Source organism: Pseudosulfitobacter pseudonitzschiae (assembly GCF_002222635.1).
Taxonomy (GTDB): Bacteria; Pseudomonadota; Alphaproteobacteria; order Rhodobacterales; family Rhodobacteraceae; genus Pseudosulfitobacter; species Pseudosulfitobacter pseudonitzschiae_A.
In genome coordinates this window covers 3,369,588-3,387,336 of record NZ_CP022415.1, presented here as the reverse complement: position 1 = coordinate 3,387,336, position 17,749 = coordinate 3,369,588, and the positions used below count along the sequence as shown (strand labels likewise).

Annotated in this window: 19 protein-coding genes, 1 tRNA gene and 2 pseudogenes; 10 read left to right on the top strand and 12 right to left on the bottom strand. The window is 58.0% G+C overall.

Annotated features, from left to right (window positions below):
- Positions 1–37 precede the first annotated feature (37 nt).
- Positions 38–754, bottom strand: a complete 717-nt coding sequence (locus tag SULPSESMR1_RS16640) for a TetR family transcriptional regulator (RefSeq protein ID WP_089421880.1) — start codon at positions 752–754, stop codon at positions 38–40.
- A 182-nt stretch (positions 755–936) separates the two neighbouring features.
- Here SULPSESMR1_RS16640 and SULPSESMR1_RS16635 point away from each other — a divergent pair, with 182 nt between their 5' ends.
- Genes SULPSESMR1_RS16635 through SULPSESMR1_RS16615 form a run of 5 tightly spaced genes read left to right on the top strand, consistent with a single transcriptional unit; the run spans position 937 to position 6,397 of the window.
- Positions 937–2,034, top strand: coding sequence for an NAD(P)H-dependent flavin oxidoreductase (locus SULPSESMR1_RS16635; protein ID WP_089421879.1), 1,098 nt, complete (start codon positions 937–939; stop codon positions 2,032–2,034).
- On the top strand, positions 2,031–3,218 hold the full coding sequence (locus SULPSESMR1_RS16630) for an acyl-CoA dehydrogenase family protein (protein ID WP_089421878.1): 1,188 nt from the start codon (positions 2,031–2,033) through the stop codon (positions 3,216–3,218). Before SULPSESMR1_RS16635 ends, SULPSESMR1_RS16630 begins: the two co-directional genes overlap by 4 nt.
- Positions 3,219–3,225: 7 nt before the next feature.
- Positions 3,226–4,347 carry an acyl-CoA dehydrogenase family protein gene (locus SULPSESMR1_RS16625; RefSeq protein ID WP_089421877.1) on the top strand — a complete coding sequence of 374 codons (1,122 nt, stop codon included), beginning with the start codon at positions 3,226–3,228 and terminating at the stop codon, positions 4,345–4,347.
- Positions 4,344–5,123 (top strand): enoyl-CoA hydratase/isomerase family protein, encoded by a 780-nt coding sequence (locus SULPSESMR1_RS16620; RefSeq protein WP_089421876.1) that lies wholly within the window; start codon positions 4,344–4,346, stop codon positions 5,121–5,123. The genes SULPSESMR1_RS16625 and SULPSESMR1_RS16620 overlap by 4 nt, the downstream gene beginning before the upstream one ends.
- A gap of 47 nt (positions 5,124–5,170) precedes the next feature.
- Complete coding sequence (locus SULPSESMR1_RS16615) at positions 5,171–6,397, top strand: acyl-CoA dehydrogenase family protein (RefSeq protein ID WP_217621145.1); 1,227 nt, start codon at positions 5,171–5,173, stop codon at positions 6,395–6,397.
- A gap of 102 nt (positions 6,398–6,499) precedes the next feature.
- On the opposite strand, the gene SULPSESMR1_RS25740 is transcribed toward SULPSESMR1_RS16615, so the two are convergent.
- Positions 6,500–6,625 (bottom strand): hypothetical protein, encoded by a 126-nt coding sequence (locus SULPSESMR1_RS25740; RefSeq protein ID WP_275888365.1) that lies wholly within the window; start codon positions 6,623–6,625, stop codon positions 6,500–6,502.
- Positions 6,626–6,785: 160 nt separating this feature from the next.
- Here SULPSESMR1_RS25740 and SULPSESMR1_RS24990 point away from each other — a divergent pair.
- The 3 genes and pseudogenes from SULPSESMR1_RS24990 to SULPSESMR1_RS25735 form a co-directional block, all read left to right on the top strand.
- Positions 6,786–6,934: pseudogene (locus SULPSESMR1_RS24990) on the top strand (IS110 family transposase); the annotation flags it as partial.
- Positions 6,935–8,066: 1,132 nt separating this feature from the next.
- Positions 8,067–9,353: an MFS transporter gene (locus SULPSESMR1_RS16605; RefSeq protein ID WP_089421873.1), complete on the top strand. Its 1,287-nt coding sequence runs from the start codon at positions 8,067–8,069 to the stop codon at positions 9,351–9,353.
- Between the two features lie 149 nt (positions 9,354–9,502).
- On the top strand, positions 9,503–9,637 hold the full coding sequence (locus SULPSESMR1_RS25735; RefSeq protein WP_275888366.1) for a hypothetical protein: 135 nt from the start codon (positions 9,503–9,505) through the stop codon (positions 9,635–9,637).
- A 980-nt stretch (positions 9,638–10,617) separates the two neighbouring features.
- Here SULPSESMR1_RS25735 and SULPSESMR1_RS16590 read toward each other — a convergent pair.
- The 5 genes and pseudogenes from SULPSESMR1_RS16590 to SULPSESMR1_RS16575 form a co-directional block, all read right to left on the bottom strand.
- On the bottom strand, positions 10,618–11,208 hold the full coding sequence (locus SULPSESMR1_RS16590) for an NAD(P)H-dependent oxidoreductase (protein ID WP_089421870.1): 591 nt from the start codon (positions 11,206–11,208) through the stop codon (positions 10,618–10,620).
- Between the two features lie 667 nt (positions 11,209–11,875).
- Positions 11,876–12,310 (bottom strand): DUF805 domain-containing protein, encoded by a 435-nt coding sequence (locus tag SULPSESMR1_RS16585; RefSeq protein WP_089421869.1) that lies wholly within the window; start codon positions 12,308–12,310, stop codon positions 11,876–11,878.
- Positions 12,311–12,485: 175 nt separating this feature from the next.
- Positions 12,486–12,647 (bottom strand): annotated as a pseudogene (locus SULPSESMR1_RS25475) (IS481 family transposase); the annotation flags it as partial.
- 267 nt (positions 12,648–12,914) lie between these two features.
- Complete coding sequence (locus tag SULPSESMR1_RS16580; RefSeq protein WP_240311422.1) at positions 12,915–13,394, bottom strand: metallophosphoesterase; 480 nt, start codon at positions 13,392–13,394, stop codon at positions 12,915–12,917.
- Between the two features lie 269 nt (positions 13,395–13,663).
- Complete coding sequence (locus SULPSESMR1_RS16575) at positions 13,664–14,512, bottom strand: hypothetical protein (protein ID WP_089421867.1); 849 nt, start codon at positions 14,510–14,512, stop codon at positions 13,664–13,666.
- Positions 14,513–14,600: 88 nt separating this feature from the next.
- Between SULPSESMR1_RS16575 and SULPSESMR1_RS16570 the strand changes: the two genes are divergently transcribed.
- Positions 14,601–14,822 (top strand): helix-turn-helix domain-containing protein, encoded by a 222-nt coding sequence (locus tag SULPSESMR1_RS16570; protein WP_089421866.1) that lies wholly within the window; start codon positions 14,601–14,603, stop codon positions 14,820–14,822.
- Here the strand turns inward: SULPSESMR1_RS16570 and SULPSESMR1_RS25270 are convergent.
- From SULPSESMR1_RS25270 to SULPSESMR1_RS16550, 4 genes are all read right to left on the bottom strand, one after another.
- Entirely contained in the window at positions 14,816–14,992 is a 177-nt protein-coding gene (locus SULPSESMR1_RS25270) for a hypothetical protein (protein ID WP_198362814.1), read from the bottom strand. The two genes, SULPSESMR1_RS16570 and SULPSESMR1_RS25270, sit on opposite strands and share 7 nt — an antisense overlap.
- 246 nt (positions 14,993–15,238) lie before the next feature.
- Positions 15,239–15,364: a hypothetical protein gene (locus tag SULPSESMR1_RS25470; RefSeq protein WP_349813528.1), complete on the bottom strand. Its 126-nt coding sequence runs from the start codon at positions 15,362–15,364 to the stop codon at positions 15,239–15,241.
- A gap of 29 nt (positions 15,365–15,393) precedes the next feature.
- Entirely contained in the window at positions 15,394–15,642 is a 249-nt protein-coding gene (locus SULPSESMR1_RS16555; protein WP_089421864.1) for a hypothetical protein, read from the bottom strand.
- Positions 15,642–16,037 (bottom strand): helix-turn-helix domain-containing protein, encoded by a 396-nt coding sequence (locus SULPSESMR1_RS16550; RefSeq protein ID WP_089421863.1) that lies wholly within the window; start codon positions 16,035–16,037, stop codon positions 15,642–15,644. Before SULPSESMR1_RS16550 ends, SULPSESMR1_RS16555 begins: the two co-directional genes overlap by 1 nt.
- 536 nt (positions 16,038–16,573) lie before the next feature.
- Here SULPSESMR1_RS16550 and SULPSESMR1_RS16540 point away from each other — a divergent pair.
- On the top strand, positions 16,574–17,575 hold the full coding sequence (locus tag SULPSESMR1_RS16540; RefSeq protein ID WP_089421861.1) for a tyrosine-type recombinase/integrase: 1,002 nt from the start codon (positions 16,574–16,576) through the stop codon (positions 17,573–17,575).
- Between the two features lie 80 nt (positions 17,576–17,655).
- Here the strand turns inward: SULPSESMR1_RS16540 and SULPSESMR1_RS16535 are convergent.
- Positions 17,656–17,732 (bottom strand) — tRNA-Arg (locus SULPSESMR1_RS16535).
- Positions 17,733–17,749 lie beyond the last annotated feature (17 nt).

The following is a 17,749-nucleotide window of genomic DNA, read 5'->3' as shown; positions in this document are numbered from 1 at the left end:
CCTCGGTCAGATCAACACAGGATTTAATGGAAGTCAATTACTCAGGTGCGGATTGTGGAGAGGTAACCCCAGGCTTGTCGGCAATCTTACGCAAGGCATCCGCGGTTCGCGCAGGAATCGGAGCGTCCAGCATCGTCACGAGAATCGACCGAAGTTCCTCGATCCGGAAGAGGGCCTCGTCGCGGCTGTATCGCGCGCCCAGCCTGTCTTCCGCGCCTTCGATTTCCGCCATTTCGAACATCGAAAAATTGACGGCGTTCCGGAAACGGCCGCGCGCGACCTGGGCGGGAAGATGCGGGCGGGCGCGGCGCAATTCATCCTGTAGTTCAACCAGGGTCCAGGCTTGGCGCTCCCGCTCATAGCGGCGCCAGGCTTCAATGTTCATGCGAAGCTGAATCAAAAATCTTTGAGAATAATGAGGTCCTTGAGTGGAGGCCAAGCGTTCGATCCCCGGCTGAAGAAGCAGGTTGATTATGGTTTCCGTGGATAGTGGTCCGCCGCCCGCGGCGAGGCGCGCTTCCTTCAGCATCTGCTCTCGCTGTGCGTTGGCGGGAACGACCCGGATCGCGATGATGGCGTCGAGAATCGCATCGCGAGATCCGAAGTGGTAGTGGATCGCCGAACTGTTCTTCTGTCCGGCCTCAGTGTTGATCTGCCGGATGGTAGTTGCGGCAATGCCCTGCGTCGCGAAAAGCCGCTCCGCTGCAAGAAGCAGTCCCATCTTGGTATCGCTTAGCTCGTTTTGTCCATCCATGGGCGGCCCCTCACATCTACGGTTGATTCTTTTTTCTACTCAGAAAATAATGTACTTCAATTATTCAGATTCCGTAATACGCGGCCTGACGATTTGGGATAATAGCTGCCGCGCCATCGATAGGCGAGGGTTCCATGTCTCGGGATCGCAAACGTGTCTGAGGTGACTTGGAGGAGGACCCAATGAAAACAGAGCTTTGCGAGCGATTCGGAATCGAAGTGCCGATCTTTGGCTTCAGTCACGCGGTGGAGGTTGTCGCGGCCGTGACCAATGCCGGGGGCTACGGCGTCTATGGCGCGACACGGCGGCTTGCCGAAGAAATAACGGATGAGGTGGCACAGATTCGCGCCGCCGTCGGCGAGCGCCCGTTTGGCCTCGACCTCGTCATTCCGAACAAGGTGCCGGAAAAGAACGATCGGGCCGAGCTGGAGAAACTGGTGCCGGAGGCGCACCGCAGATTCATCGACGGGCTCGAAACCAAGTACGCCGTTCCGAAGCCTTCGGAGCCGGGCATGCGCACGCGCTTCATCCGGTCGGAGGAGATCCAGGACAGCCAGATCGCCGCGGTGGCAGAGTCCGACGTCAACATGGTCGCGCTTGGCATCGGCTGCCCTCCCGAGGTGGTCAAGCTGATGAAGTCCAAGGGCAAGACGACCGTTGCCCTGGTCGGACAGGAGCGCCATGCCGCGCGTGCGCTCGAAGCAGGTGTCGATCTGCTGGTGGCGCAGGGATACGACGCGGGCGGTCACACCGGACAGGTCGGGACCTTCTCGCTCGTGCCCCGGATCGTGGACATGGCGGGTTCGGTCCCTGTGCTGGCGGCAGGCGGGGTCGCCACCGGACGGCATATCGCGGCCGCGCTTACACTTGGTGCGCAGGGTGTCTGGATCGGAACCGCATTCCTGATGACGGAAGAATATCGGCCACACCTGTCGGAGGGCGAAATGGACGCGCTTCTGAATGCACAGGCCACGGACACGGTCATCAGCCGGGCCGAAAGCGGAAAGCCCTTCCGCCAGACCCGTTCTGCCTGGTCGGAGGAATGGACCTTGCCCGACGCCCCCGCACCGCTGAGCCATCCACTCCATGACGTACTGGTCGGAGACATCCTTGGCGCGATCATCGAACACGATATCCGCCCGTTGCAGCACTACGGTGCAGGACAGGGCATCGGGTGGTTCGATCGTCTGCGCCCGGTGTCCGAGGTCATGAACACTCTGGTCCGAGAGGGCGACTTGGCACTCGCAAGATCCTACCAGTTCTCGGGGGAGACAGCATGAACATGCACACCGGTAACGAGGCCGCGTTCCGGGCCGAAATTGCGGACTTCTGCAAGGACAACCTGGATCCCGAAGTCCGACGGCTCAGCGATCTGGGCCTTCCGGTCGGCGAACCCGCGTCGCTGGACTGGCAGACCAGACTGGTCGGCCGTGGCTGGGGCGCGCCCTCCTGGGACGAAGAGTGGGGCGGATCCGGATGGAACATGCGCAAGCTTTTCGTCTTCGAGGAGGAGATGGCAGCCCATGGTGCGCCGCTCGTCGGAACGTTCAACATCAAGATGATCGGCCCGATCCTGCAAGCCCATGGCTCGCCTGAGCAAAAGGCACATTACCTGCCGAAAGCGCTGAGTTTCGAACATGTCTGGTGTCAGGGCTATTCCGAACCGGGGGCGGGGTCCGACCTTGCCTCGCTTCAGACGCGGGCCGAGCGGGACGGCGATAACTATGTCGTCAACGGCACCAAAATCTGGACGTCCGGAGGGCACCTGGCCAATCACATGTTCTGCCTTGTCCGGACGTCCCGCGAGGGACGCCAGCAGGGCGGGGTCTCCTTCCTGCTGATCGACCTCGATACACCGGGAATTTCGCGGCGTCCGGTGCACCATTTTTACGGGGCGCATGTCTTCAACCAGTTCTTCTTCGACAACGTGCGCGTTCCAGTTGCGAACCGCATCGGCGAAGAGAATGCGGGCTGGGGCATCGCCAAGTCGCTGCTGGAGCATGAGCGGTTGTTCTCTGCCCGTCACACCGAGGCGCGCCGGAAGCTGGGGCGGCTGGAGCGGCTGTCAGAGGAGGTGCGCATCGAAGGGCGTCCGGCCATTGAGGATGCCCAGTTCCGCGATGACCTCGCCAAGCGGAAGATCGAATTGCGGGCGTTGGAAAACGCGACGATGCGGGCGCTGGAACGTCTGGTCGACGATGGCGGCATCGGTCCGTTCGCCTCTGTCCTCAAACTGCGGGGTATCGAGGTGAACCAGCGGCTGGACCGGGCGATCGTGCAACTTCTCGGCCCCGATGCGCTGCCCGCACAGGCGGCGTGGGAGGACGAGGCGCTGGCCGGGATCGTCCCGACCGAAGCGCGCAACGCAGCGGAGTCGCGATACTGGTGGCGCGGTCCCGCGATTGCGGGCGGGAGCCAGGAAGTGCAGCGCACCATCATCACCAAACATATTCTGAACCTGTGAGGTGACCATGAGATTTGCGGCAAGTGAAGACGAAGTCATGGTCGAAGACATGCTGGACCGCGCATTGCGCGAAGCGCGGGACAAAGCTCCGCGCATCGACGGACATGCGCTACGGCCCGAGCCCAAGGCGCTCAGAGCGCAACTCGGCTCGCTCGGTCTCTGGGGTGCCTGGCTGCCGGAGGCGGCGGGTGGAGCGGATGGCGGCCCCCGCCTGCTGATGACGCTCGCCCGGGGCCTTGGACGTGTGCCGACGCATCACGGCCTGATTGGCGGCTGCGTCCTGCCCGGGGCGATTTTCGCAAGGTCGGGCCGGGAAGACGCGTTGCATCTGGCGACACGGTTGGCTGGCGGCGAGATGCCCGTGGCGGTCGCAGTGATGGAGCCGGGTACAAGATGGGATTTCGAGGTTCCGACGATGCGGGCCGAACCCGATGGCGACGGCTATCGCCTTACCGGCGTCAAAAGCCATGTGGCCGAAGGCGCAACTGCCGAGGTTTTCCTCGTCTCGGCGCGGGACCGGGCCGGGGTCAGCCTGTTCCTCATGCCCGCCGCCGCAAAGGGGCTGACCGTGTCGCCTTACCCGGCAACGGATGGTACGACCTGGGCCATGGTCCAGGCAGAGAGGGTGAGCGTTCCAGCCTCCGCCCGCCTGATCGGACCGGACGACGGCATCGCATCACTTCAACAGGCGTTCACGCTGGCTGCCTTCGCGGCTGCGGCGGAGATCCTCGGCTCGTGCGAGGCGGCGCTGACCCAGACGCTGGAATACCTGCGCACGCGGGAACAGTTCGGCAAGCCGCTGGCGACGAATCAGGCGCTGCAGTTCCGGGCCGCCGATCTGCACACGGATATCGAGATGCTGCGGTCGCAGGTTCTGGGCGCCGCGAACGCCCTGTCCGGCGGGTATTCGCGAAGGGCACGGTCCGACGTGGCGGCGGCCATGGCGCTCGCCACTCAGACCGGGGACCTCGTCGCGCGCGAGGCGATCCACCTGCACGGCGCGATCGGTATGACCCGTGAACTCGGCGTCGGCTACCACCTTCTGCGGACTGACGTGCTGAGCCGTTGGCTGGGCAGCGCCGAACACTTCAGAGCGAAATTCCTGGCATTAGAGGAGCATGCCGCATGAACGATGTCGTGAGAACAGAGGTAGAGGGGGCCGTCACCACACTGACTGTCGACTCGCCCGAATATCGAAATTCCATGGGCGCCCCCGGCGTCCGGGAAGGTCTGGCGGCGGCGATCGACGCTTTCGAGGCCGATGACACACAACGGGTGCTCGTGCTGACCGGCGCGAACGGGACGTTTTCCGCCGGTGGCAATCTCAAGGTGCTTAAGGGGCTGCGCTCGCGCCCGGAACTCGAGGACAGGATCACCAAGGGCGGTGGTACGATCGGGACCATCCTCAGGTCGGACAAGCTCTATATCGCGGCAGTCGAAGGGTCGGCGTTCGGGGCCGGGGTCGGACTTGCCGCGGCCTGTGATCTCGTGGTTGCCGCGGATGGTGCACGTTTCTGTGCCGCCCAGATCCGCGTCGGCGCCTCGCCGGACGGCGGGATGTTCTGGTCGGTGCCGCGCCGGATGGGACGCGCGGCAGCCAAGCGGCTCTTGCTGACCGGGGATGAAATCAACCAGGCGGCGGCGCTGGCCCAGGGGCTGGCCGATTATCCCGCGCCCGACGGCGGCGCATTGGAGGCGGCGCAGAAGCTGGGCCGGAAGCTCGCCTATGGCCCGCCGCTGGCGCAAACCACCGTGAAACGCTTCTTCGCTCAGGACATCACCGGGATGGATGCGGTGCTGGGCTGGGAACGCGACACGGCAATCGACAATTTCATGACCGACGATTTCGCAGAGGGTGCATCCGCATTCCTAGAAAAGCGCCGGCCGACGTTCAGGGGGGAATGATGGACGATCATAGGATAACCGATCTCGGGACCCGGATGCGGGCCATCATGGAGCAGGAAATCTTTCCGCGGGTGAAGGAGGTGAAGGCCTTCACAGCGGCGAATCCGCCCGGCGCCAGACCTGCGTTCATCGCCGACCTCAAGCGAATGGCGCGAGACGAGGGGCTTTGGAACCTCGGCCTTCCCAACCTGCCTGACTGGGCGCCGGGGACACGGCTGACGAATACCGAATTCGCACCGATGGCTGAAACGCTAGGTTGGGTCGAATGGGCGGCAGAGGTGTTCAATTGCCACGCGCCCGACCTCCCAACGATGGAGATGCTAGTGTCCATCGGCAGCGAAGAGCAGAAGGAACGCTGGCTCAAACCGATGCTGGAAGGGACGATCTGCACCGGATTCTCGATGACCGAACCGGAAACCGCCTCTTCGGATGCACGCAACATCGCGACCCGCATCGAAGACAAGGGCGACCACTGGCTGGTCAACGGTCACAAGTGGTTCACCGGAAACAGCGGCGTTCCGGGCTGGAGCTTCACTGTCCTGATCGGCGTGTCGGACCCTGACGCCTCTGCCTATGCCCGCCACTCGGCGCTGATCGTCCCGATCGACCTGCCGGGCATGCATATCGTTCGCAACATCCCGGTTCTGGGTTTTGCACATCGGTCCCGTCCGCATGCCGAAGTCGTTTTCGACAACGTCCGGGTACCGAAAGAAAACCTTCTGGGGGAGCGCGGCAAAGGGTTCGCCGCGGCGCAGGTCCGTCTGGCGACAGCCCGGATTCACCACTGCATGCGTTCGATCGGCGGGGCAGAGCTAATGCTCTCGCTGATGTGCGAGCGCGCGAAGAAGAGGGAAACCTTCGGGCGAAAGATCGCGGATCACGGCAAGGTGCAGGAGTTCGTCGCGCACAGCCGGATCGAACTTGAGCAGGCAAGGCTGCTTGTCATGAACGCCGCTGCCGCTCTGGACGCCAAAGGCGGCAAGGGTGCGCAAGCCGAGATCTCGATGATCAAGCTGGCCGTGGCTCGGGCCTGCTACGAGGTCGCCGACCGTGCGGTTCAGACCTTTGGCGCTCTGGGCGTGACTGACGACAGTCCGGTGGCTGACTTTTTCGCCGGGATGAGGGCGCTCAGGATCTATGACGGCCCCGACGAGGTCCATGTCCGCACCATTGCGCGACATGAATTCAAACAGCAGGCGGCGCGATATCCTGACGGGTTGCTGCACCACTTCTGCACTGATTTCTCTGACCGGTCCCGCTGGACGGCAGAGTGAGTTGGCGGTCTCGGGAGGCAGCGTGAGGGACGGTGCAAGTGCAGCCACCTCGCCTCGCTGAAAGTCTTTGGAGGCGCCTCCGCTTGAGGGGCGCCGTCCGGATCATTCGTAACTGAAGACCCCGTCATTCAGGTCGATCCCCGCGAATTCGTCTTTTTCTATCCAATAGTCCTGCTGCAACTTCCATTCGTCGCTGTCGCCCCCCTTCACGCGCTTCGGTTTGGACATGAACTGAGCTAGCCCCTGCCCGCTCACAGTCAAAAGGGCTGTAGGGATGGGGCTGGTGACGTCGAGATGCACATTACAAAAACGTTCGGCACAGCCTTCAAATTGCCCTCGGCATTTGTTGTCAGATCATATGACACAACATAGCGTTGGCCAGAAGCGCGTAGAAGCGATTGCCGAGGCAGCTCTGCGTCCGAACTTGAAGGCGGTGTCTGAGAAGACCCAGGATCAGCTCGATTGCAGGCCCTGCATCGTGTCCGTTCGCGTCTGGTGTCGCGTCGAACTGCGACAATCAACCAGATTCGCGCCTTCGGGCACTGAGTCCTAACGTGTCAGCTGCTTCCGCAATTTGCATGTGATACCCTTTCCAGAACAGCGCTACGCCATTGACATTAGCGTCAATGTCAATGGCCATCTATCAAGTTTGGGTAAAAAGACAGAAAGTCGTTTAAGCCAAGCCAGCCCCCAAACCTCTGACATACGCCGCAGTGTACAGAATCATCACTTTGGGATCCATGCCGCCTTGCGGCAGCGCAGCGTGGCAGAAACATCGTATCAACCTGCGGGCGCATGGGCCGGGGACCGTTCGCAGCCCGAAGCTGCCGGTCGTGCGCGATGCGGCGCGAAGTTGCACTCTTGCATCCGATGTAAAGTAGCCGACATTCGCAGCGGGTGCAAAGCGGCGCGGACTTGAGCGGTAGTGATGCGGGACATAGCTGACTGTCAGTAATATTTCCAAGGAGTGATGCATTCCGTGGGTTTTCCCGGTCCATCTATGGTTCGTATAAACCCGCCAAGACGGTGACAGTCCGAATGCGGCCAAAGCTTAAGCGGGAATATTGAACCGAGAATCCAGCCGACCATCAAAGCTGCAAGCGACACAGACAACCACAACAATAACTTTTTCATAGCGACCGACCCAGAAACCCACGCTAGTTACCTAACGTATGGAATATTGTCAGCAAAGGGCTCGCAGCCGCCTTGCGGCAGCGCAGCGCCCCATTTCCGACAGATGCGTGCCTTGCCCAGCCTTTCCGGCTTCAGCAGGCAGCCCTTTCACGACATTCGGCCATGGCGCAGCATTGCTCTCACTGCATCTGCGACATTCAGCAGCCGATTTCCCCTAAGCAGAAGTTCAAAGGCCGATACGGTGCTCCAGGATGCTGCGGACTGCATAGTTGGCAGCGAAGCGCAGGAAGTCGCATTTGCAAAGTCACGCCCAAGGCGCACAACCAGTCAGAAAAGTTGCGAATTGATGCTACGATGCGGCCCGTCATTTCGGTCATTCTCTGCAATTGCGAGGTGACCGGCCTGACGAACTCACACAATGCGGGACTAACCCGCCTTTCACCACCAGCGCCCGAACGACTGCTTCCACAATTCAAGTTATACGCTTGTAGGAGCTGGTATTGCCTTCGCGGTTCAAAATGCCAAGACTACAAACATGCCCGCCGACATCGAATTCTCCTTCCGTCAGCTAACCCGTTCCGCCCGGCGGCACATTCGGGTTTTCCAGATGCACCAGTTCCTGGACCGCTTTGCGATGGGCTTGACGGTGGCAGTTGTCGCGCTGGCCTTGATCGACCGTGGCATGGACCTTTTCCAGATTTCGCTGCTGTTTGGAGTTTATTCAGTCACAACCATGACGATGGAACTGCCCTTTGGCGGGCTGGCTGACAACATTGGACGCAAGCCCGTCTTCCTGTCTGCGGTCGTTGCAAGCTTGATCTCACTGGGTCTCTTCCTGTCGTCCAGCGATTTTTATGTTCTGGCATTGTCGTTCGCGTTTATTGGGTTCGGACGTGCTCTGCGCTCAGGAACACTCGACGCGTGGTTTGTTGAGAACTTTGGTGTCATGGCCCCGAACGTCGATATCCAGCCCGCCCTCGCAAAGGCCCAATGGGCCAACGCAATGGGTCTGGCCTTCGGTGCGATTTGCGGGGGCCTGTTGCCCGACGCATTCGGCGCAACCGCAATCAGGCTAGGGTTCAGCATTTACGATGTCTCCTACGCTGCAAGCTTCATCATGATGACTGTGTTGTTTCTCTACACCCTATTTGCCGTCACAGAAGAGCCTCGCCCGCTGAATCCCAAGGCGCTCACGCAGGGCTTCACGAACGTTCCTGCAGTGATAAAGGAGGCTGGTTTCCTTGCCTTGAAGCATCCTTCCCTGTCGATGCTTTTACTCGCGCTAACGTTGTTTTTGATGGCAACGAACCCGGTCGAAGTGTTCTGGCCCACCCAGGTTAAGGGTATGCTGAGCGAAGGCTACGCCAATACTGCAATTGGTGTGCTGACGGCGACCTACTTCTTCTCAATCGCATTCGGTGCGGCGCTGTCGCCACGCATCAATCAGATCTTCAAGCGCCGAAATGCCATCTCGCTTTCCGTGGCTTTTGCTTGCCTCGCGGCTCTCCAGATCGCCTTGGCGTTTCAAGGAGGCATTGTCGGCTTTGTCGGGGTTTTCATTCTTTTTTCTGTCGTCCTTGGCTCTACGGAAACGCCAGCCAGTAGCATCCTTCATTCCTGTGTCGAGAACCATCAGCGTTCTACCATGCTGTCATTACGCTCTCTCGTACAGCAGTTGGGTGCAGCAATTGGTCTGATGGTGGTTGGAGGCCTTGCGGAGAGCTATTCGTTGCAAAGTGCTTGGATAGGAGGCGCTGGTTTCCTCGTGATCGCCGTGCTGTTGGGAGGCATTTTGGCCAAGAGATTAAAGAACTCAGGCTGATAGTTGCCGTTCGTTCACGGCGCAGCAATCGACATGTCGGCCTCGAAGCCGCCTTGCGGCGATGCAGCGCGTGGGTCGCTGCCCTGAGCCAGTCGATCATGGTGGAGGGCCATCGCTTCGAGATCCAGATTTACCGGGGGGAGGATACCTTGTGGACGCTGGAAGTCGTCAACGCCAATGGAACAAGCTTTGCCAGAGATGAGCTGTTTCCAACTGATCGGGATGCACTCGGAGCGGCGCTGGCTGACTTTGAGAACAGCCCTGTTGAGGATTTTCTAAGCTGACAAAAGCAACCCCGTCGACAGCCACCATGCCTCGCGCTGTGCGTTAATTGCCCAGTTCGATTTGATCGGCTTTGGCATCTAATTTTGCAGCTTCTCGATCAAGTCCCTGAACGATCAGATCATCGTAAGCTTTGTCAAAGTTCAACGGGGAGTTACCCGGCCCGCTGCGAACTGGCAGCGTTTCGCAGTGCCGCGGCTTCAGCGCGCAATGCTTTCGGTTCTGAAACTTTTGTCATTCGACTCATCCTACTGGGAGTTGAATTTTATGAACTCGGATAAGCTGGCATGAAAGCATCCGCCAAGCAATCCGGTTGCTCGATGCGCTGGCTACTTCTGTGTGGTGCGAACGTGGCTGTTCTCAGCATTGCACGAGGTAACGCCAAAACTGCCCTCTCCACCAGTATCGCACTAAGGGCAACGATGGGGAAGTGGGACGAACAGCCACGAAGGGAACTCCTAATCGCGGCCTGTAGCAGAGATCAAGCGCTTTCAGTTTACGACAGCTTACTCATTAGGAAAGTGCTTAGAAACATCTCAATCACTCGCGCGGCTCTGCTGGGGCTGCTGGTCGGCGTGCAACTGCTGCACCGAACGGTGGACCGTTTTAGAGCGCGACGTACCATCAGCTATTCTTTGGGCCTTGGGCTTAGGGTCGCGCGTGTGGGAACCTACTAGCCGTAACCTGCGGTTACGTCTTTCCGGCGAAGAGGCGCGCACCCCTTTCGAAACCCCAGATAGTTGATCTTTATCTTTTTAGTATTCTCGGCAAGGCCGCTTTGCCGCACCCCGTCTTGCAGATATTTTCTCTCATTTACCCCTATCCCTTTGGGAAACCTTGGGGTCCGCTCTGTCTGATTTCCCCGATGAAAAAGCGGTCTCTATCGGGCAGTTCCAAGACATCAAACTGAACCTATGGGTCTGGCACGCCGCAAGCGGTGCGCCGTGCGTTCTACGCCATGAATATTAAGTTTAGCAGCGGCTCAGTTGCCAAGCTTACCTGCATATTCCACCAATCGCTTGGCTTGAAATGCCACCGATTTCTTTCCGGTCTCGTCCAGTTCCCCGGGCGTACAAGAGTAGCCGTACGGGTTACCCCCGTCTTCGAACTTGACGGGGTCGGCATATCCCGGTGGAACAATGATGGCACCCCAGTGCATCGCAGTCACGTATACCGATTGGATCGTCGTTTCCTGCCCGCCATGTGGGTTCTGCGCAGAGGTCGTGGCGGTTACCACCTTGTTGGCCAAGGCGCCCGACTGCCACGACGGGCCGAGTGTATCAATGAAAGCGCGGAACTGACTGGCCGGAACGCCGAACCGGGTCGGCACAGAAATGAAATAGCCGTCCGCCCACTCCATATCATCGGGTTTGGCTTCCGGGATATCCTTCGTTTTCTCCAGCTGGTCCCGCCATGCTTCCTGTCCGTCAACAACATCAGCTGGTGCGGTTTCCTGACAGCGGCGTAGCCTCACCTCAGCACCAGCGGCCTCGGCGGCGCGGGCTGCTTCAAGCGCGACGCCATGATTTGTGCCATACGTCGAATAGAACAATACAGTGATCTTCGGAGCCATGATGGTTTCCTCTCTACTTAATTTCTCTGGTCAAACGAGTGGTAGGGAGAATGGTTCCACGGTCGAGGTCGGCGCTCGGTCCCTCGTGCATTAGCCCAATACGCGGAGACCGCTTCTTGATCGTTCGGCGTCTAGTTAAGCAAGTGACCAAGTGGCGGTGGCGAGATGGACGCGGTTAGAACCTATTATTAGGCGTAGCTTTCAGAACGACTCTTGCGGCGCGAACGCACTTCGCACACCGCCAGATAAAGCTTTACAAACTTTGTAACTCGGGCCTCTTGTGATGGTGGTGGCTATGGTTCGAGCCGTGGCTATCAAGCATTTACCCCTTTTTCTTTTAGGAGATTGAAGATGAAATCTATCACAATTTTTGCCGCTGCCGTTGCGCTATCTTTTTCGGCTATGGCTGCAGACGCTCATGGAGGCGGATGCCGGAAATCTTCGCCTGCGGGTCAATGCTGTCACGCAGACAACAGCAATGGTGGGCGGGTACACTGCCATTAGTGTAAAGCTCATTGGGGTGCAGCACCACAAACGCTCGTTTGATTTCTGGCGCAGTAATGCCCAACTGATACCCAGCGCACCTTGATGCGCTGGGCAGTGCTGCTGGAAGTTAGCTGGAATGCCCCTGCGAAGCCGCTTAGGAGCAGCGCATCGGACGTAGGGGCTATTGGGTTCCTTCAGGCTGCGACGGGCGGGTCAGCCACCACAAAAACACCAGACCGACGATCAACTGCACGATTGAGAAAGCGGCCAAAAGCCCCATGCCGCCCATGTCAGGCATCTGTGTTACTTGGCCATCCTGCATCACTGGCGCGGAGGGTGCGAGGAACAGGCTTATCAGACCCAATCCTATGGGAATAAAGATAAGCCAGCCATTTCGCCCGGTATCCTGAAGGCGCCGATACCCGACAGCCGCGGCAGGAACGATCAGCGCGAGCGTGTAGATCACATATAGAAATCTTATGCTCAGAAGCGACACGATGACGGCGCCGATTACATAAGCCAGAGCAAACCACCAATATTCAGGCCGACTGGCGCGTCCAGAAAAGGTCGCGTATTTCTCGAGAAGACAAACTTTAACCGCCGTCGCCATATTCATAAATTGTTCCTTTCGTTTGACGGCACTGTTGCTTGTCTCTGTCCGCTGAGCAAGTTTTTTCGCCCCAAGTGGGTGTGGCGAGATGAGCGGGGCTAGATTAGTCAGAACCTGTTCGGCCTTGAAGGTCTGTGAATGCGCAGGACAACTCAGCGTCGTCGGCCCAGACAGCTTTGGGATGCCGTCGGAATGCGACGATCATTGCCTCCTCAGCTTCAGTGAGAACGGTCGAACGCGGCTCCTTCGGCCCGGTCTTCAAATCCTCGACCGTCGCACGCTTGCGCCACTTCGCGACGGTCTTGGGATTGATGCCCAGTTCCTTGCTCGACTGCGAGAGCGAAGCGCCCCTCTCGGGATCATGCTGCGCATAACCTTAGCTATGATCGGACATCTATTGTTCCTTCGCATTGTGCTCGACATCTGCCCAGTGCTTGCCCTTGCGCCCCACGGGTTGCCAAACTCTTTGTCCATAAGGGCATCATCAAGCGCCAGATCGCGAGCGTTCACGGCGCGGCGGGCGCGCTTGTGCTCGCTCTTCTTGAACACCTTGTCGCTCGTGGCGGTGCTCATCCCGCAGATTGGGGCTTTTCGGTAGGACCGGGACATCTCAAAACTCCCTCGCGTTGTGCTCGACATCCGCCCAATGCTTGTTCACCGGCAAGGTTTTGGCGCGTCGCACAATATCCTCAAAGCGAACCGGCATGAAGTCCCACACATCGACGCCCGCGTTGACGCTGTTGCGCGAGCCTCTCCAATTGTTGTGAACGTGACCAAAGATCTGGAGCGCGCCGCGGCGGGCGCGGTTCCAGGTGATCATGGGATAGTGGCAAAGCGTATGCACCTGGCTGTCGGGGCCATCCTTGACCTCCGCCAAGTGCGAAATACTGTCCCAGGGCAATGCTAGCGTCGGTTCCAGATCGTGGTTGCCGATCACCAGATGTTTGCGCGCACCAGGGAGCTGCCCGAAAATGGCTTCGAGATAGCTGGCCTCTTTGGCTTTCGGCCCAAATGCAAAATCACCAATGATCCAGAGATCATCCTCGGGGCGCACCTTGGACCAGAGGTTTTCAATCAGCACCGTGTCCATGTGACCGGCATTGCGAAAGGGCCGCCCGCAAAGCGAAATGACTTTGTCATGCCCGAAATGGGTGTCTGCCGTATACCAGTTGGTCATGTCCTTGCCTCCGTCATGCCCGATGGCGGCGGCGTCAGAGGTTGGCGGTGATGGAAGATCATCTCATGGCGAACAGCTCGAAGCCGCCCGCCAGTCTGCGGGCGCTAAATCAGGGTGATATGTTTGCGCGATGTGATCATGCGGGTTTCATAGCGCAGTGAGCGGCATTTGGCCATCCACGACTACAGGTCCATATCTGAGGCTTCGACCGTCTTACCGGTAAGGGCTTCGACGATCTGACGATCCAGCTCTGCCATGTGCTGACGGCCAAGTTCGTAATCCACCAATGAAAAATTGATGGAGGTCATGCCGGGGTCGCCACGATAGCTGACCGTGAATGTTGCGAGGCAGCCCGGTTTGATGAGTGCATCACGCGGATATTCGAAGCGATATTCAACGTTGTTGAGATAGTGCCGTGCCGAACCACAAAGCTCGTATTCCGTCGTCATCGTGCTGCCGGAGGACGACGTTTCCTCGTGAGTGACGGCGCCAAGGGCATCAAGGTCAGCGATGAAACCGTCTGTGCTCCACGCGTAGGTGAGAACCATTTCGCGCCCGTTGACCTCGACGCGTGAGGGAGGACCATAAGTCTCTTCGATTTGTGCCCTGAGCGCCAGCGGTTCCGGCAGTTGATCGCTTGGCTGGCGAATGCTGCGATGGATCGCCATCGGGCGCTGTTTCATCACATCCGACGACAGCGTGGCTGTCACCTGATCCTGTGCGGTACCGGCGAGCCGACCATTGATGCCAACATCGCCGATCCGGGTGAAGAGCTGATAGCTGAACTCGAACACCGCGCCATCCGGGGATTGCACCCGCAGAACTTCGCTCTCGCTGGTCGGGGCCGCGTCGCTGCGTTCTGCATAGACAGCCAGAACATCATCGAGCGGATCGCCGGGCTGTAGGCCGAGGATTTCATACGGGTAAGGACGCTCGGCAGGGGCTGGCATGGCCACCAAGGCGTCCTCTGCGAAAGCAGGCAATGCGACCAGAGCGGCAATCAGGCTGGCGGATAAATTTCTGGGGATCATGCGATGGCCCTTCTAGAACGGAGAAAATCAAGCAATTACATATTATAGTTGATAACATTAAAGTATGTAAACCGCGACCTTGGCGCGCATGGATATGCGCAAACTGGTCGGTCGTAATTTCGCACGCTTGCGTCGGGAGAAGGACCTGACGCAGGAGCAGATTGAGGAACGTTCGGGTCTCAGCCAGCAGTATCTGAGCGGGCTAGAGCGAGGAAATCGCAACCCAACCGTGATCACGCTCTACGAACTGGCGCAGGCGCTTGGGGTCAGTCATGTTGAGTTGGTAAAGCCCGAAAGCACCGATCAATAGTCGGGGCTACCTGATACCGGAAACTCACGGTCTCGATCCTCGTCGAGCGGCCACCCCGCCTCAGTCAGCAGCAGATCGATGAAGGCATCGCGTGTCGCGGCTTCGTTGTAGTCGTGGTCATCTTTTACCGCAGTGTTGGACTTGCGGATTTCTTTGATTTCAGCACGCACCTGCGCGAGTTCGCCTCGAGCGTCTTTCGACCTTCTTCAGATGCGAGCGCAGCGGCTTCGCGTCCTTTAGTGCTTTGGCATCCGCGTCATGCTTCTCTTTCAATGCCTGGATTTACGTAACTGTGCTAGCACTAACCGTCAGGGTTTTTTCAAGCTTTGAGGCATCGAACTGCAACGAAGGGTCCGGCTTCGTATTCTTTGCATAGGTCCGCACAATCCAGTAGCAGACATGGAACAACTCGCGCACTACTGCTGAGGCATCCTGAGGCTTGTTCGGCTTTCGTCGAGCCGCTTGATGAACAGCAGGTCGGTGAACTGTTCGATCACAGATAGCGGATTAGAGACACCACCCGACCAGAAGGCATTCCATATCTGGTCGACTTGAGAGCGAATTTGACCGTTCAGTATTCACGCACCCGCCGTTTTTCAATCTCGCGAACAGCCAGAGCGACCATGATTACACCGATTGCGCCGACGAAACTCAGGATGAGGAAGATTAATCCAACGAAAGAATACTGTTCAGGCACGAATCTGGCCGGAATGAACAGGGTCATAAGAACCCAAAAAACAAAGCCAGCAGAAATCAATCGCGCCCCCAAGCCGTCGAGCAGGTTGTTGTTGTATTGTTTGAGAAAATTCTGGTTATCCATCAGTTTCGACCTTTTCGGGATTCCATGTATTCGGCAATGTCTCGATCACTGAACTCGGCCTTCGACAGCGTCTGCTTAAGCAAAAACGCGATAGCGCCAATGTGAGCTTGAAGTTCTGCAGAACCGAGGTGAGGGAAGATACGGGCGAGTTGCGTCGCTATGGCTTCGCTGGACAGCCCGACCTCACCCAGCACCAGGCTATCAATCGTGGTTCCCGCCATCTCTGCCGCCTTAGCCAAAACAGAAACCGGGGTCTCACGGTTGCCCCATTCATAGTTCCGGTACGCCGCGACAGAGACACCTAGTGCAGCAGCCATCTCGCCCTGTGAGAGATTCTCTTTTTGGCGAAGCGTGCTTAGACGTGTGCCGATTGCGATGTTGTCGATTAGTGGCATCTGGCGTTGACTCGCAATACGTGTGTAATATATTTGAATGAATTATAGTGCAAACGCGCTTTCCTTGATGCAACTTCTCCGTTGGGATTAATCATGCCACAAACAGACCACATGTCACAAGACTTCGTAACGCCGCAGAAGTTGTCGCAACTGTCCGGCTGGCCTATCGGAAGAATTCGGCGGCTTATACGTGATCGAAAAGTTCGTTTCGTTGTGATTGGGCGAAACTACTATCTGCCGACTACGGCCCTCAGCGAGTATGTCGAATGCAACATGGTCGAGCCTAAATGACCAGGCTTGTCTCACACACCATAGACGCACAATCGAATGGGATCACTACATGAGCCGCCCCGCTGCCCCATCAATGCCAACACCAAAACAGGTACGCGAAGCTCGAGATATGGTATTGAGCATAGACCCGAACGCAAAGATTCTCCGGGTTGGCCCTGACGGAGTGACTTTCTCTTACGATGGTGGAGGCCCTGCGGGTCCAATGAATAGCTGGGAAGGCAAGCCATTCTCGGCGGAGGACGACGATGAATGAAAAGTACTTGAGATCAAGAAGGCGGCGCGGTCGCTGGTTCCACTATTACAGAAGGAACGGCGTGGAGAAATCACTCGGCGTTCACGGTCTCGATCCGTCTGACCCGAAAGTCAAAGCCGCCTATTGGTCAGAGCACGCTCGCTGGCAGGACATGCCCCCAAACACACAAACGCCCAAAGCAGGCACTTTTTCTTGGGGTTTGGACATATATTTATCTGGCAGCGACCGGTGGGCCAGATACGCCAAAGGGACGAAGGATTCTCGTATGGCGATCTTCAACCGATACCGCAAAGTTCAGGGCACACGGCCATTGTCTAGCATCACAATAGACGATATCGAAGCGGCTCTTTATGCCAAAGGCGGCCATGGTGCGGCGAACGAGTTAAAAGCGCTCAAACCGCTATTTCATCATCTAAAGAAATTGCGGATCATTTCGAAGAATCCAGCCGTTGGCGTAGAATTAGATACCCCTCCGATCAAGGGCTTTCCGACAACTAACGCGATCGAGATTGAAGCATTCATAGATCGCTGGCAGATCGGGACACGAGAGCGGCTTATTTTCGACCTAGGGCTATTTACCGGGGCAGCACGTACGGACCTTTGTCGGATCGGTCGCCACAACATTCAAGGTAACTTGCTGACTTTCAGAAGGGGCAAATCTGGGGTCGAAACGCATGTCCCGATAACAGCCGACCTAAAAGCCGTCATAAACCGAACTCCTGATATTGCTCCGGCATTCATCCTAACCGATTTCGGCAAGCCTTACTCTAAAGAAGGTCTAGGAGATCGTTATGGGAAGGCAGCACGTGCCGCAGGCATTGAGTCAAGGCTGCATGGTCTGCGCAAGGCGTTTTGTGTCTATTGGGCCGAGAACGGCAAGACGACACAAGAAATCATGGCGATGTCTGGGCATTTGAGCCTTTCGGAAGTCGAACGGTATACCAAGGCGGCGGACCGCAAACGGATCATCCAGCTCATTGCAGGGGCCGCGTAATGGGACACGCAAACCAGAAGCTGGGACACAGAAAACTAACGAACTGTAAATAAGGGAAAAATATAGTGAAAAATCGAAATTGGCGACCCCGGCAGGATTCGAACCTGCAACCTGCCCCTTAGGAGGGGGCTGCTCTATCCAGTTGAGCCACGGGGCCGACGGGCGAACCCATAG

Bases quoted from the DNA above. Each gene is read 5' to 3' on its own strand.
- SULPSESMR1_RS16540 (WP_089421861.1), top strand. From the start codon at position 16,574: ATGAATGAAAAGTACTTGAGATCAAGAAGGCGGCGCGGTCGCTGGTTC.
- SULPSESMR1_RS16570 (WP_089421866.1), top strand. From the start codon at position 14,601: ATGGATATGCGCAAACTGGTCGGTCGTAATTTCGCACGCTTGCGTCGG.
- SULPSESMR1_RS16585 (WP_089421869.1), bottom strand. From the start codon at position 12,310: ATGAATATGGCGACGGCGGTTAAAGTTTGTCTTCTCGAGAAATACGCG.
- SULPSESMR1_RS16550 (WP_089421863.1), bottom strand. From the start codon at position 16,037: ATGCCACTAATCGACAACATCGCAATCGGCACACGTCTAAGCACGCTT.
- SULPSESMR1_RS16615 (WP_217621145.1), top strand. From the start codon at position 5,171: ATGGAGCAGGAAATCTTTCCGCGGGTGAAGGAGGTGAAGGCCTTCACA.
- SULPSESMR1_RS16575 (WP_089421867.1), bottom strand. From the start codon at position 14,512: ATGATCCCCAGAAATTTATCCGCCAGCCTGATTGCCGCTCTGGTCGCA.
- SULPSESMR1_RS16580 (WP_240311422.1), bottom strand. From the start codon at position 13,394: ATGGACACGGTGCTGATTGAAAACCTCTGGTCCAAGGTGCGCCCCGAG.
- SULPSESMR1_RS25740 (WP_275888365.1), bottom strand. From the start codon at position 6,625: ATGTCCAAACCGAAGCGCGTGAAGGGGGGCGACAGCGACGAATGGAAG.
- SULPSESMR1_RS16625 (WP_089421877.1), top strand. From the start codon at position 3,226: ATGAGATTTGCGGCAAGTGAAGACGAAGTCATGGTCGAAGACATGCTG.
- SULPSESMR1_RS16635 (WP_089421879.1), top strand. From the start codon at position 937: ATGAAAACAGAGCTTTGCGAGCGATTCGGAATCGAAGTGCCGATCTTT.
- SULPSESMR1_RS16640 (WP_089421880.1), bottom strand. From the start codon at position 754: ATGGATGGACAAAACGAGCTAAGCGATACCAAGATGGGACTGCTTCTT.
- SULPSESMR1_RS16605 (WP_089421873.1), top strand. From the start codon at position 8,067: ATGCCCGCCGACATCGAATTCTCCTTCCGTCAGCTAACCCGTTCCGCC.
- SULPSESMR1_RS16555 (WP_089421864.1), bottom strand. From the start codon at position 15,642: ATGGATAACCAGAATTTTCTCAAACAATACAACAACAACCTGCTCGAC.
- SULPSESMR1_RS16590 (WP_089421870.1), bottom strand. From the start codon at position 11,208: ATGGCTCCGAAGATCACTGTATTGTTCTATTCGACGTATGGCACAAAT.
- SULPSESMR1_RS16620 (WP_089421876.1), top strand. From the start codon at position 4,344: ATGAACGATGTCGTGAGAACAGAGGTAGAGGGGGCCGTCACCACACTG.
- SULPSESMR1_RS16630 (WP_089421878.1), top strand. From the start codon at position 2,031: ATGAACATGCACACCGGTAACGAGGCCGCGTTCCGGGCCGAAATTGCG.